Below are 13,803 nucleotides of genomic sequence, written 5' to 3'. Positions count from 1 at the left end.
TTAGCCTTCTCCTTGGGGGCTAATCCGTTTAAATCCCTAAAAAAGGAGGGGTTAACGTGAAAAATAGTGCCCTAAAAATAGAAACAGATAATCATAAAGCATCGGTTAGAAATAATTCTATTACCCCGAAAAAGAAAAGAAAAAAACTCTTTACTGAGAAAACAGCCGGGTATTATCTTGTGGCACCTGCTATGATTTTAATCTTCCTCATTGCCATTTGGCCAGTTTTGCAATCCTTTTATTTCAGTTTGTTTGATTTAAGATTAAACAATCCCACTAAATCGGAAGTCCATTTAAGTTATAATCTCGATCTAGAACGATATCTGAATAACTATCCGTTTTTAATTGGAACCATTGACAACGAAATTAAAAGTGGAAATGGCGCCGAGGAGCTTCAATCCATAAAAGACAAACTGCAATCATTAGATAAGAAGATTCGCAACAGATCTGAGATCAGCACAAAATATGATTCCGTAAACGATAAGTTAATGAATTTTGAACAGGTGGACTCTGAGCTGAGCATTGCAAAAATTGATAGAAAAATGGCTAAAGAATATGAAAATACTTCTGAAATTATTAATAATAAAATGAAGAAATTGTCCGTCAATGTTAAGTTCTCTCAAGAAAAGAAACTCCTTGGTTTAGCCACAGGATATGGAGATGCGCTTATTCAACCTAATTTTATCGGTTTGCAACATTATAAAGATAATTTATCAGCTAGCAGAATGTGGAAGGCCATCGGAAATACTACTACATTTACGATCATCTCCGTCTTTGTCGAGCTGGTTTTAGGATTAGCCATTGCCCTGTTAATCAATAAAGCTTTCTTTGGCCGAGGGCTTATCAGGGCAAGCATTCTGATTCCGTGGGCCATTCCAACGGCTGTGTCTGCCTTAATGTGGAAGTTTTTATATGATGGACAAAATGGGATTGTAGCCAAAATCTTTGAAAATATCGGGCTGGTTGATAACATGGAGAAACTGCTTGTAACCGATACGGGTGCGATGTTTTCGGTCATTTTTTCTGATGTTTGGAAAACCACTCCGTATATGTCATTGCTGTTATTGGCAGGGCTTCAAACCATTCCCGATTCCCTATATGAAGCAGCTGCTATTGATGGCGCTGGCAAATGGAAACAATTTATGAAAATTACTTTACCGTTATTAAAGTCAAGTATACTTGTTGCACTACTTTTTAGAACTCTTGATGCATTCCGTGTTTTCGACTTAATTTACGTTCTTACCGGCGGTGGGCCTGCTAATTCAACGGAAACCATTTCAATCCTCGCTTATAAAGTGATGTTCAATCAGACGAATTTTGGTGATGGATCGGCTCTCTCTGTCATTGTGTTTATCTGCGTTGCGATCATTTCAATGATTTATATCAAGTTTTTGGGCAGAGACCTGCTTAATGACAGATAGGGATATATTAAGGGAGGAAGTTAAATATGCAGAAAAAAGCTAGTCCATTCTTCTATGTGTTTCTCGTAGTGTTTGTATTTGTTGTCATGTTTCCATTCCTATGGATGCTAATCAGTTCGATAAAACCGGCGACAGAATTGTTTGGGGACAAGGCATTTACTCCATATACCACACATCCAACATTGGAGAATTATGTCTCAGTTTTTGTTGATCATCCGTTTTTACGATATTTGTGGAATAGTACGGTTGTTGCTACCATCACGACTGTGTATACGGTTTGTGTTGCTTCGTTTGCTGCCTATGCCATTGCCAGACTTAATTTTAAAGGAAAAACATTCATTCTTGGAATTGTGTTATCAGTTTCCATGTTTCCGCAAATTGCGACGATAACACCTATTTTTATCTTCTTGAAGAATCTTGGGCTTACCAATTCATATTTAGGATTGATTATCCCTTATACAACATTTACCCTTCCGCTCTCGATCTGGATCCTGGTAACGTTTTTCCGTAAAATTCCTTTGGATCTTGAAGAGGCGGCAAAAATAGACGGGGCTTCCTTAATGCAAACCTACTGGAAAGTCATTATGCCGCTTGCGGTTCCTGGAATATTTACCACTGCCATCCTTGTCTTTATAGCAGCATGGAACGAGTTCTTTTTTGCCCTTACCATCAATACAGATGAAAAGTTTAAGACAGTACCGATTGGAATAGCGATGTTCCAAGGGCAATTTACCATCCCATGGGGTGAAATTGCTGCCGCAACAGTAGTTGTAAGTGTTCCTCTCGTTATTATGGTTTTAATTTTCCAACGGAGGATAGTTTCGGGCTTAACCTCAGGATCAGTAAAAGAATAATAGGTACAGGCATACAAAAATGTTTGGAATTTAAGTCACTACTTGTTTACATAGGCTGTTTTTGGAGTATCACTTAATCTAGTATTCTTGACGCCTATAAGATCCTGGAGCCTGGCCATACTTCTTTTTAAATACTTTGTGAAAATATGGGTAGGTTCCGAATCCACATTCAACGGCAATCTGCTCAAGCGTCATCGTCGTGTATTTCATTCGTTCGATTGCAGCAGATAAGCGGATTTCCTGCGCATACTCCATCATCGTTTTCCCGACGCTGCTTTTGAATAAATGAACCGACCTGGAGACGCTGAGGCCGGCATGCCCAGCCACATCCTCCACTTTGAAGGCGCGCGTGGCATGTTCTTCAATATAGCGCATCATCCGTGTAACCGTATACGGGTGATGGGAAGAAGGGACCGTTTCGTTGACGGCTCTTTCCAGAGATATACATAATGCTTGCAGTAAATAGCCGGTGAGCTCTTCGTTTTGGCTGGATGATGGCCGGCGCTTTTCAATCATGATATGGCGCCATAAATTAAGCAGTTTTTCATCAAGGTCGATTCGGGAGACAGCTGGCTTTTCGGATCGGCTCCACCATTCGTCGATCCATGCGCCTTCGCAGCCCAAGTGATAGTCACCGCTATTTTGGCCTTCCTTTACCAGCAGTTCATAATGGTCCCCTGGTTTAATGAACAGGAGGTCTCCTTTCTTAAGCTCATTTTTTCTGCCCTTTACCACAACTTCGCAGAGACCTTCCGTTTGCAGGCGGAATAGATAGGCCGGATAACCGGTTTTATATTGGGAATGATACCCATTTGTGTGATAAGAATAGCCGCAAAAAAATATTTTTGTTGTCATAATCATCCTCTGTTCCAAAACATAATAGCAAAATTGTAGATGTTTTAATTATATCATCTATATTTATTTCCTAGATAAACAATATATCATTTAATTAAATAAGAAATGTTATTAGGGGTGAAGAGGCAAAGATGGCAAGAATTCCGATAGCTGTACAAATGTATACATTACGAGAAGAAAGTGCCAAGGATTTTGCGGGCACTTTAAAAAAAGTCGCTGAGCTTGGGTTCGACGGTGTTGAGTTTGCGGGATTTGGAGGATTGACTGCAAAAGAAGTAAGAGTGTTATTGGATGAGTTTGGTCTTCAGGCAGCGGCCAGCCACATACCGCTGGAAGATTTGGAAAACAATCTTTTCCAGGTTATTGAAGACCAGAAAATAGTAGGGAGCAGCTATGTGGTGTGCCCTTACCTAATGCCAGACCGTCGCAGCAAGGAGGATTATAAAGCTCTTATTTCATTTTTGGATCAAGCAGGTGAAACATGCCGCCGGCAAGGTATCACTCTTTGCTATCATAACCATGATTTTGAACTAGAGCGCCTGTCCAATGGCAGAACCTTCCTTGAAGCAATCTTTGATAGAACGAACCCAAACAATGTGAAGGCGGAGCTGGATGTGTATTGGCTTACTAAAGCGGGCGAAAAGCCGGTGGAGTGGATGAATCGTTATAAAAATAGATCACCGCTCATTCACCTGAAAGACATGACAACAGATGGAGAACAGTTTTTTGCGGAGCTTGGAACAGGTGGTGTTGATATCAAAGCAGTGCTAAAAACGGGAGCAGAAAACGGTGTAGAGTGGTGGGTGGTTGAACAGGATATGAGCCGCCGCTCTCCCTTCGAAAGCATAGAAATCAGTATGAATTACTTAAAGACGCTGCAGATTAAATAGGTATCTTGTTTAATATTTTCCACCTTATCCGTCAATGTAAGCCATTTCATTTATTCTATCATTCTCTAAAATTAAAGGTAAAGCAACGATAAAAAAGGAGTGGTTTGATATGTTAAAAGTTACTATATGGAACGAAAACCGTCATGAGCAAAAAAATCCGGTTGTCAGGGATATTTATCCGAACGGCATCCATGGTACGATCGCTGAATTTCTTCAAGCTGAAGGGCTTGAAACAAGAACCGCTACCCTTGATGAGCCAGAGCATGGCTTAACAAATGAAGTACTCGCTGCTACCGATGTCCTAGTTTGGTGGGGACACCTTGCACATGGTGAAGTAAAAGATGAGATTGTTCAAAAAGTCCAACAACGTGTTCTCGATGGAATGGGGTTAATTGTTCTTCACTCCGGTCATTTTTCAAAAATCTTTAAGACCTTAATGGGTACCAGCTGTGATTTAAAGTGGCGGGAAGCCGATGAAAAAGAACGTCTTTGGGTGGTTAGCCCGAGTCATCCCATAGCAGAAGGGATCTCTGAATATATTGAATTAACGAAAGAAGAAATGTATGGCGAGCACTTTGATATCCCGCAGCCGGATGAGCTTATCTTTATGAGCTGGTTTGAAGGCGGCGAAGTATTCCGAAGCGGCTGTACCTTCAAACGTGGAAATGGAAAAGTTTTTTACTTCAGACCAGGTCATGAAACGTATCCGACCTATCATAACGAACAGATTCAACGTGTCATCATCAATGCGGTCAAATGGGCAGCACCTGTCAAACGGGAACGTCCAGTCTATGGGAATGCGAAACCACTAGAACAAATCAAAGGGGGACATCAATAATGGAAAAGTTAAGAGTTGGCATAATCGGCTGCGGCAGTATAGCTCAGCATCGACATATACCTGAATATCAAGCCAATAAAAACGTCGAAATAGTGGCTGTTTGTGATATTGATGAAGAACGGGTTAAAGAAATTGCTGAGAAATATCAACTTGCTGCTTACACCAGTTATGATGAGTTAATAGGCAGCGGCACGGTCGATGCAGTCAGTGTTTGTACACCGAATTATCTTCATGCCCCAATCTCAATTGCTGCCTTAAATGCAGACCTGCATGTTCTTTGTGAAAAACCGATGGCTACTTCTAAACAGGAAGCAGAAGCGATGATTGCTGCAGCAAAAGAGAGCGGTAAAAAGTTAATGATTGCCCATAATCAGCGTTTTGTCCCTTCTCATCAAAGAGCCCGTCAGTTGATTGCAAGCGGAGAAATCGGTAAGATTTATAGTTTCCGCACAGCCTTCGGACATGGCGGTCCCGAGGGATGGAGTGTAGATGGAAAAGATAGCTGGTTTTTCCAAAAAGAAAAAGCATTTGTCGGTGCTATGGGGGACTTGGGGGTTCACAAGACAGATTTACTTCGCTATGTGTTAGGGGAGGAAATTGTCGAAGTGGGTGCCTTTGTAGAAACTAGTTCTAAGGAGTTTGCTGATGTTGATGATAACGCAGTTTGTGTGTTAAAAACTGAAAGCGGCATGATTGGAACCCTTGCTGCCAGTTGGTCCTATAAAGGTAAGGAAGATAATTCCACGATTATATATGGAGAAAAAGCGATCCTCCGTTTAGAGGATAACCCAACCTATTCACTAGTTGTACAATATGCGAACGGTGAAGTCGTGAATTATGAGCTGGGAAAAATCCAGTCCAATGATGAAGGCGGTCAAAATAATACACATGTCATCGAGAAGTTTGTTGATTCCGTTCTTCAGGATCAAGAACCGCCGGTACCTGGTGAGGAAGGTATGAAGTCACTAGAGGTTATATTAGCGGCACTAGAATCAAATGAAACTAAAAAAATTGTCAAAGTGAATGAGCTATGACAAAACTTCGAATTGGAATCATTGGGGTTGGCGGTATTGCACAAGGCCGTCATATCCCTGCTTTTCTTCAATTAAATGCAGTTTGTGAATTAACAGCCGTAAGTGATGTTAATATCGAACGAGCGAAGGAAATTGCCGAAAAATATAACATCCCTCACGTATTTGAGGACTATCGAGACCTCTTTTCAGAAGTGGATGCTGTTTGCATTTGTACACCCAATAAATTTCATGCGGAGATTACGCTTGCCGCATTTGAAGCAGGGGTTCATGTTCTATGTGAGAAACCGATGGCTCTCAGCGCAGAAGAATGCGAGAAGATGATGGCATCGTCTAAAAAAGCAGATAAAGTGCTGGCTATTGCCTATCATTATCGTTTCATGAAGGAATCGCAGGCGGCTAAGAAGGTAATGCAAGAGGTAGGCACTCCGCTTGTTGTGAGGGTCAAAGCCTTAAGACGCCGAAAGGTACCAGGCTGGGGCGTTTTTACCAATAAAGACCTCCAAGGCGGCGGCAGCCTGATTGATTATGGCTGTCACCTACTCGATTTAGCTCTTTGGCTGATAGGAAATCCAAACCATATTGCGGTGTCAGGCACCACTTATAACACGCTAAGTAAAATGCCCAACCAAGTGAACCAATGGGGATCGTTTGATCATGAAACTTTTAATGTGGATGATCATGTGACAGCTTACATGAAATTTGAAAATGGAACGTCTATGCTATTCGAAACCTCATGGGCGGCCAATATAAAAGACGACAGCGAGCACCTGAGCATTTCAGGAGTAGATGGTGGTTTAAGTGTATTTCCTTTAGAACTCTATACAACAAAAAATGGCATTCTGTTTAACAGTGAGGCAGCCTGGATTCAAGGTGAAGTTGATCCAGGCCTGCTTCAAGCGCGAAATTTTATTGAAACCTGTCTTGGAACAAGTGAATTGATCGTTAAGCCTGAAGAGGCGCTTCAAGTTTCTCAAATTATTGATCAAATATATAAGAGTGGGGGAACTCAATTATGAAATTAGGTGTATTTACTGTCTTATTTGCGGAAAAAACATTCGAAGAAATGCTGGATACAGTAAAGGAAGCAGGACTCCATGCAGTGGAAATTGGAACCGGCTGTTACCCTGGTAACCACCACTGTGACTTAGACACGTTATTAGAAAGTGATGAAGCACGCCAACAGTATATCCAAAAAGTAGAGGAACGCGGACTAATCATCAGCGCCTTCAGCTGCCATGGAAACCCGATTTCACCAGAGAAGGAATTTGCGAAAAACTCTCATGAAACACTCTTAAAAACAATTCAACTTGCATCTCTTCTCAAAGTGCCGGTTGTAAATTGTTTTTCAGGTACAGCGGGGGATCATGAAGGAGCTAAATATCCGAACTGGCCAGTTACCCCTTGGCCAAATGAATATGGCGATGTCTTAAAGTGGCAATGGGAAGAAAAATTGATTCCGTATTGGAAAGAAGTAGGTCAATTTGCTAAGGATCATAATGTGAAGATCGGGCTCGAACTCCACGGTGGTTTTTTAGTACACACTCCCTATACACTTTTAAAACTGCGCGAGGAAACGTGTGATGCGATTGGTGCTAATTTAGACCCAAGCCATTTATGGTGGCAAGGCATTGACCCTGTTGCGGCAATCAAAATTCTCGCCAAAGAAAATGCCATTCATCATTTTCATGCGAAAGACACATACATTGATCAGGAAAATGTGAATATGTATGGATTAACGGATATGCAGCCTTACGGGGAAGTGAAAACGAGGGCTTGGTCTTTCCGGTCTGTCGGTTGCGGGCATAGCCTAAAAGAGTGGTCTGATATGATGAGTGTATTACGAACCTATGGCTATGATTATGTGGTCAGCATCGAACATGAGGATCCAATTATGTCAATTGATGAGGGATTCAAACGAGCGGTAACCAACTTGAAATCGGTTTTAATTGAGGAATCCGTCTCGCAAATGTGGTGGGTGTAGGGTTCTGGGAAGTATATCTTATGCTTCTTCTGAACTTATCTTTCATAATTATGACGTTGCTTCAAAGACATTACAGGAAAATTTCACCTTAAAACCGTATGAAACAGGGTTTTATATGCTATTGTAAACATAAAGGGCTGCTTGCCCTTTTTTTGCTTCAAAAATGGCTTTGTTTTTAGAATGAGAGGTGAAATATAATGGATTTCATATCTGTTATCGGATATATAGCGGCTATTCTTACAACCGTTTCTTTTCTTCCACAGGCGATTAAAACCATCAAAGATAAAACCACGGATGGAATTTCCTTAGGCATGTACAGCATGTTCACAAGTGGAGTTTTGTTATGGCTGGTGTATGGTTTTTTTGTGAAAGATATACCTATAATTATTGCAAACTCGATAACCTTTATCTTAGCGGTAACGATATTAGCTTTAACGATAAAATATAGTACAAAAGTTAATCAAAAATGAGAAATGACGATTCCAAAGCAGAATCGTCTTTTTTATGGCCATTCGGTTACTGTAAAATAATTACTGTAATCGCTTTCAAAATCGTAAACACTAGATTGTTAAGTAAATCTTTTTTTGATATTTTAAAGATAATACTTTTTTCTTAGTATAATAGCATAGAAAAGATGACATAGAAAAAGGGAGAAATCAAATTGAGGACCCATATAACAACCTATGTATATAAATGGATGCTCATTTTTAGTTTGATCGTCCTTACCGAACTAGTTGATTTAATTTGTACCATTCTTTTTCCATCCGTGAGTCTAATCAAGTATGGTACCCTTTTTATACTATTAGGTATCCTGCCATTTATTATCATTACACTCAAAGAAATGAGTAGGAAAGAAGAAGAACTTCGCTTAAATAAGCTAAAGTTAAAGAATATATTTGATACGCTAGATATAGCAATTTGGTCCCATGATTTAAAGTCTGACGCTCTATTAATTACACCTGGCATTGAAAAATTGTATGGGTATTCTTATATCGACTTTTATAAAGATCTAAATCTTTGGAAAAAAGTAATTTATCCAGATGATTTAACTATATTAGATGAAAGAGCAGAAAAATTAGCAAAAGGAGAAACAGTCACAAGCGAATATCGGATTATTAGGCCGGATGGCGAAGTCCGTTGGATTCAGGATAGGGGATTTCCAACCCTAGATAGTAAAGGAAATTTTGTGGATTTCAATAGTGTCTTGTTTGATATTACGGACCGTAAAGAAAGCGAGGACCGTTATCGCAGTTTAGTAGAAATGTCACCCGATATTATTGCGGTTGTCTGCCAAGAAAAAATTGAATATATGAATGAGGCAGGCTGGAAGCTGGTTGGTGCATCCGGCTCAGAAGAAGTCATTGGGGAGTCTGCCATGAAATTCGCCTCTTTAAACATTATTCATTTGATTAAAAGCAAGTTTAAGCGTCCCAATCATGATAGGTTACGTTTTGAATTCCAGGTGAAAAGGCTCGATGGAGAGACCATAGATGTCGAGATGGCAGCGACTTCAATCATTTATGAAGGAAGATTTGCGGTACAGGTTGTTGGCAGGGATATTACGGAACGGAAGAAAGCAGAGAAGACTATTCAATATATGGCTTTTTATGATTCGTTGACAGGCTTGCCCAACCGAAATCAGTTTAGAAACCATCTAAACGAAGTCTTAACAAAACAATTAGAGCAGGTCCAGGCCGTATTATTTTTAGATTTAGATCGTTTTAAAATCATAAATGATACCAAAGGGCATACAGTCGGTGATTTGATCCTCCAAAAGGTAGCCCATCGATTAGCCGCCACCGTTAATTCTGCAGGGATGGTTTCAAGGCAGGGTGGAGATGAGTTTATCATATTACTAGAGAACACGGATAAAGAAAGAGCATCATATATTGCCCAGCAAATCCTCTCTGAGTTTTCCAAGCCGCTGGAAGTGAATGAACAAGAGTTTTTTGTTACTCCAAGTATTGGGATTAGCCTCTACCCCGCAGATGGGGAGGATGTGGAAACCTTAATAAAAAATTCAGACACGGCTATGTATCAAGCAAAAGAACGAGGGAAAAACAATTTCCAATTCTACTCTTCTAATCTTAATGGAATTTCCATTCGAAAAATGGAGTTGGAAAATGGCTTAAGAAAAGCGCTGGAAAAGAATCAATTGATGCTGCATTATCAACCGCAAATATCTTTACAAACAGCGGAAATAGTAGGAATAGAAGCATTAATTCGTTGGCAGCATCCTGAGCATGGTCTCATCCCGCCTTCTGAATTTATCCCGCTCGCAGAGGAAACAGGGTTGATTGTTCCAATTGGAAAATGGGTTCTGCAAGAAGCATGCAGACAACGAAAAGCATGGGAACAAATAGGGTTTCGCGGCTTTCCTATCGCAGTCAATGTCTCTGTTCGTCAATTTGAAGATGACCATCTCATTGACTTTATCTCATCTTTATTGAATAAAAACGATCTAAAGGGCAATCAGCTAGAGTTAGAAATTACTGAGAGTATCATGCAAAATCTAGAAAACTCAACGATTATATTAAATAAATTGAAGGAACTAGGTGTACTTCTCTCCATCGATGATTTCGGAACAGGCTATTCCTCATTAAGTTATTTAAAGCATCTTCCTATTGATAAGATTAAGATTGATAAATCATTTGTCGATGATATTATTTACCATTCGAATCAGGGGATCATGGTGAAAACGATTATTGATATGGGGTTGAATTTAAACTTTGCTGTTATTGCAGAGGGAATCGAAACAGATGAACAACTTCATTTTTTAAAGGAAAATGAATGTAAAATTGGACAGGGGTATTTATTTAGCAAACCAATTTCTGCTGAACAGATGGATGTATATCTTTTATCTAGAAATGAAAAGAGGAGTGGTATCCCCATTTGATTGGAGTACCACTTTCGTTTATTCGGGGGATTGTTAGGTGGTCTCGATTCAACATCAATTTCCCCATTTCATGGCTACTTTTAAGGTACAGCAGCCGGCTGGATGTTGAGGGTTGGTTTGTGAGATAAGCTCAAAGTTGACTCCTGAAGGCGTAAAATTTGTGACCACAGGTACTTTTAATCCAATCGTCTTGATTAACTGATCTACATCGGCTTTTTTTCCTTGTTGAGCTGAACTCATCATTTTTTTAGCGAATTCTATATTCCCTAAACGATCAAGCAAAATACGACCTTGATCCATCAAAAATCGAAATGATTTGACTGAGTCTTCAAATATTTTTACATCTACGGGTGGATAACTCCTTAAATACGACTGAAGCATGAACTGAGGCGGGTAAGCAGGTAATGGAGGATAGATTGGATATTGATATGGGTAGTAATACATGGTTACTCTCCTTCCAAATTTAAAACGCAGGCCAGAATAGGATATGATATTTTTCCGACGATGGTTCCATGAAAGGCTACACAAAAAGCGCATGGATTAGAAAATCCATGCGCTTTTTGATCTTAATGGATATAAATATCCCCACTGGACACATCAAGGTCTATTTTGTATTTACCAGAGCCATGGACCCCTTCGATGCTTTTTTTCTTCATGTTTTTTGAAGTCAATGGGAAATCACACTTTATCTCCCCGCTGGATACATCTCCATCTAGGCTGAAATCAGCATTGTTAGGTAGGTCTAGCCCCACATCTCCAGAACTCACTTCCATATCAATCGAGTCTGTCAATTGATCCACTTGAAAATTTACCTCCCCAGAGGACACCTCGGCTTGAATGGCACCAGTATATTCTGTGACATCCAAACTGCCAGAACCTACATCAAATGAGCCTGTTTCTGTCTTTAAGGAATGAATCTCAACATTTCCTGAGGCTACCTTTTGTTTAAAATCGTTAACGATCATGTTTTTGAGGTTCATGTTGCCTGAACCAATATCAAGGGTTAATTCGTTTAGTTTTGCTGGATTATTTTTGGAGGTACCTGAAAAAAATACGTTCCCCGAACCCAAACTGATGCTCATGTTGCGGTGATAATCTTCCGGAATATAGATTTTCATTTTCTTCTTTTCTGAGAATGGGGACCAGTCAAACCAACCAAACCCTTTACGCTTGATAGAGACCTCGATGGTGTCCCCATGATCCCTAACAGTTAGCTTTTCTTTGCCGTTATAGACTGCTTTAACATCTTTCCGGTCTTCTGGAATAATCGTGGTACTTACACTAGAAACATCCACTTCAATCCGATCAATATCGTTTGTCATTGTTGCTTGTGCATTTTTATTCCCCGATTTACTAAACCAGTCGAAGGAAGAAGCCTGATTGTAGATAATATATAATCCAGTGATGACCAATAACAAAATGACAATTCTTTTCAATTTTTCCATCCCCTTTTCTTACATCTTCTAATTAAGAATAAGAAATCCTCCCACTTTCCTCAATGAGCCAGAGATTTATTTATCTCTAAGACTTGAGGCGTATTTGGGATTTAGGAACAAAAAAAGTGACTCAAACTTGAGTCACATTAATGGAAGTCTTTTGCCTTCTTTGCATAAAGTAGGTTCTTTTTTTGCTTTGATTGAGAAAGAAATTCCTCCAACGCACCTGAACCAAACAAAACACCCAAGAGGATGAAGAGAAAACCGAAGATTTGCGATGCAGTAATCTGCTCGTTGAGAAAAATGACGGCACCGATCAGCGAAAAAAAGGGGCTAAGATTAATGAAAATAGCTGATTCAGCTACACCAACTTGGCCGATAGCATTATTGTATATCATATGGCCAAGCGCCGTGGCGATGATTGCGGAAGAAAGAAAAATCAGCCAAACGTCTACAGACCCATGAGTAATTCCACTTAAGCCATTGGGCTCTTTAACTAGACTAATAAGAAATAATAAAACAGATCCAATTACTAACATATAGCCTGTCATTAAGCGCGGGTCCAATGTGTCAGAAACCTTTTTAATTAAAATGAAACTAAATGCTTGGGTGAAAATGGATAAGAACACATAGGCATCCCCACTAGAGATGGTACGTACACCATCATTTCCAAACATCACTATAAAAGTAACGCCCGTAAAACCCATTATGATGCCCAACAATCGAATCGTTGTGATCCTGGTTCCTAATAAGAAATAGGCGACAATCGTCGTTAGCAATGGACCAAGTCCTAAAATAAGCCCACCATTTGATGCAGATGTTTTGGACAATCCAAGCGATAGAAAAAAATGGTGACAAACCACGTTAAAAATACTTGCGAAGAAAATATAGCGAAACTCTTTTTTGGAAGGGAGCCTAACTTTCTTTAAAAAGCCAAGGATGATAAATACAGAGATACCCGCTGTGAAAACCCTTAGGGCTGTAATGGTCTCTGGCTGAAAGGTCGTAACAATGATTTTCGTCGCAATGACATTCAGTCCCCAGGCTGCCATGACAAACACTAATAGCATGTATATCTGATATTTTTGAACTTTTGCCAACTGCGTCACTTCTTTCTGCTTCATAAAAATAGATTGCCATTATTATACATCTTCAGTGAGCATTTGACATGTATATTTTTCGTTTTTCGAAAGATTTTTAGATTACTTGAATTAAAAAGGAAAGAAATTGTGGTATTCTTGGTTATGGAGGTGGATGCAATGACAATAAAAAAAATAACCCCGAAAGAACTTCATGAAAGGCTGCAAGTTGAAGAAAAACCAGTCCTTCTAGATGTTCGGGATAAAGAGAAATATAATCAATTTCATATAGAAGAAAGTCTTAACATTCCAAAGACAAATATTTTTGAGCTTGAGGGGTTAGCAGAAGCGAAACAACTAGCCTTACCGAAAGACCAAGAAATGATTGTAACCTGTACTACAGGGAATTCAGCAACGAAATGTGCACAGATTCTGGATGCGCATCATTATAATGTGACGGTTCTAGAGGGAGGACTTACTGCTTGGAAGGCATATTTAAGTTCGCTGCGAGACGAATAG

The 13,803-nt window shown here is 39.7% G+C and carries 14 protein-coding genes; 10 read left to right on the top strand and 4 right to left on the bottom strand.

Features of this window, described 5'->3' with window-relative positions; translation table 11 throughout:
* The first annotated feature begins 191 nt into the window (after positions 1-191).
* A complete protein-coding gene (locus V7137_RS06845; protein ID WP_335697399.1) occupies positions 192-1,421 on the top strand; it encodes a carbohydrate ABC transporter permease in 1,230 nt (409 codons plus the stop codon).
* 26 nt (positions 1,422-1,447) lie between these two features.
* Entirely contained in the window at positions 1,448-2,275 is an 828-nt protein-coding gene (locus V7137_RS06840; protein ID WP_335697380.1) for a carbohydrate ABC transporter permease, read from the top strand.
* A 78-nt stretch (positions 2,276-2,353) separates the two neighbouring features.
* Here V7137_RS06840 and V7137_RS06835 read toward each other — a convergent pair whose 3' ends face one another.
* A complete protein-coding gene (locus tag V7137_RS06835; protein WP_335697398.1) occupies positions 2,354-3,130 on the bottom strand; it encodes an AraC family transcriptional regulator in 777 nt (258 codons plus the stop codon).
* A 131-nt stretch (positions 3,131-3,261) separates the two neighbouring features.
* Here V7137_RS06835 and V7137_RS06830 point away from each other — a divergent pair, with 131 nt between their 5' ends.
* From V7137_RS06830 to V7137_RS06800, 7 genes are all read left to right on the top strand, one after another.
* Entirely contained in the window at positions 3,262-4,020 is a 759-nt protein-coding gene (locus V7137_RS06830) for a sugar phosphate isomerase/epimerase family protein (protein WP_335697379.1), read from the top strand.
* A gap of 109 nt (positions 4,021-4,129) precedes the next feature.
* Complete coding sequence (locus tag V7137_RS06825) at positions 4,130-4,858, top strand: ThuA domain-containing protein (protein ID WP_335697378.1); 729 nt, start codon at positions 4,130-4,132, stop codon at positions 4,856-4,858.
* Positions 4,858-5,892 carry a Gfo/Idh/MocA family protein gene (locus V7137_RS06820; RefSeq protein ID WP_335697377.1) on the top strand — a complete coding sequence of 345 codons (1,035 nt, stop codon included), beginning with the start codon at positions 4,858-4,860 and terminating at the stop codon, positions 5,890-5,892. Before V7137_RS06825 ends, V7137_RS06820 begins: the two co-directional genes overlap by 1 nt.
* Entirely contained in the window at positions 5,889-6,908 is a 1,020-nt protein-coding gene (locus V7137_RS06815; RefSeq protein WP_335697376.1) for a Gfo/Idh/MocA family protein, read from the top strand. Before V7137_RS06820 ends, V7137_RS06815 begins: the two co-directional genes overlap by 4 nt.
* Positions 6,905-7,873: a sugar phosphate isomerase/epimerase family protein gene (locus V7137_RS06810; RefSeq protein WP_335697375.1), complete on the top strand. Its 969-nt coding sequence runs from the start codon at positions 6,905-6,907 to the stop codon at positions 7,871-7,873. Before V7137_RS06815 ends, V7137_RS06810 begins: the two co-directional genes overlap by 4 nt.
* Positions 7,874-8,070: 197 nt before the next feature.
* Positions 8,071-8,343: a SemiSWEET transporter gene (locus V7137_RS06805; RefSeq protein WP_335697374.1), complete on the top strand. Its 273-nt coding sequence runs from the start codon at positions 8,071-8,073 to the stop codon at positions 8,341-8,343.
* Between the two features lie 191 nt (positions 8,344-8,534).
* The gene (locus V7137_RS06800; protein WP_335697373.1) at positions 8,535-10,769 is read left to right on the top strand and encodes a sensor domain-containing protein; all 2,235 of its coding nucleotides are present in this window, start codon (positions 8,535-8,537) and stop codon (positions 10,767-10,769) included.
* 54 nt (positions 10,770-10,823) lie between these two features.
* Here V7137_RS06800 and V7137_RS06795 read toward each other — a convergent pair whose 3' ends face one another.
* The 3 genes from V7137_RS06795 to V7137_RS06785 all read right to left on the bottom strand — a co-directional run bounded on the left by V7137_RS06795 (position 10,824) and on the right by V7137_RS06785 (position 13,329).
* Positions 10,824-11,213: a hypothetical protein gene (locus V7137_RS06795; protein WP_335697372.1), complete on the bottom strand. Its 390-nt coding sequence runs from the start codon at positions 11,211-11,213 to the stop codon at positions 10,824-10,826.
* Between the two features lie 122 nt (positions 11,214-11,335).
* Positions 11,336-12,214 carry a LiaG family protein gene (liaG, locus tag V7137_RS06790; protein WP_335697371.1) on the bottom strand — a complete coding sequence of 293 codons (879 nt, stop codon included), beginning with the start codon at positions 12,212-12,214 and terminating at the stop codon, positions 11,336-11,338.
* A 137-nt stretch (positions 12,215-12,351) separates the two neighbouring features.
* A complete protein-coding gene (locus tag V7137_RS06785) occupies positions 12,352-13,329 on the bottom strand; it encodes a DMT family transporter (RefSeq protein WP_420490099.1) in 978 nt (325 codons plus the stop codon).
* 135 nt (positions 13,330-13,464) lie between these two features.
* Between V7137_RS06785 and V7137_RS06780 the strand changes: the two genes are divergently transcribed.
* Positions 13,465-13,803 (top strand): rhodanese-like domain-containing protein, encoded by a 339-nt coding sequence (locus V7137_RS06780; RefSeq protein WP_335697370.1) that lies wholly within the window; start codon positions 13,465-13,467, stop codon positions 13,801-13,803.

Source organism: Neobacillus drentensis (assembly GCF_036962765.1).
GTDB lineage: Bacteria > Bacillota > Bacilli > Bacillales > Cytobacillaceae > Neobacillus > Neobacillus drentensis_C.
This window is presented reverse-complemented; position numbering and strand designations above follow the sequence as displayed.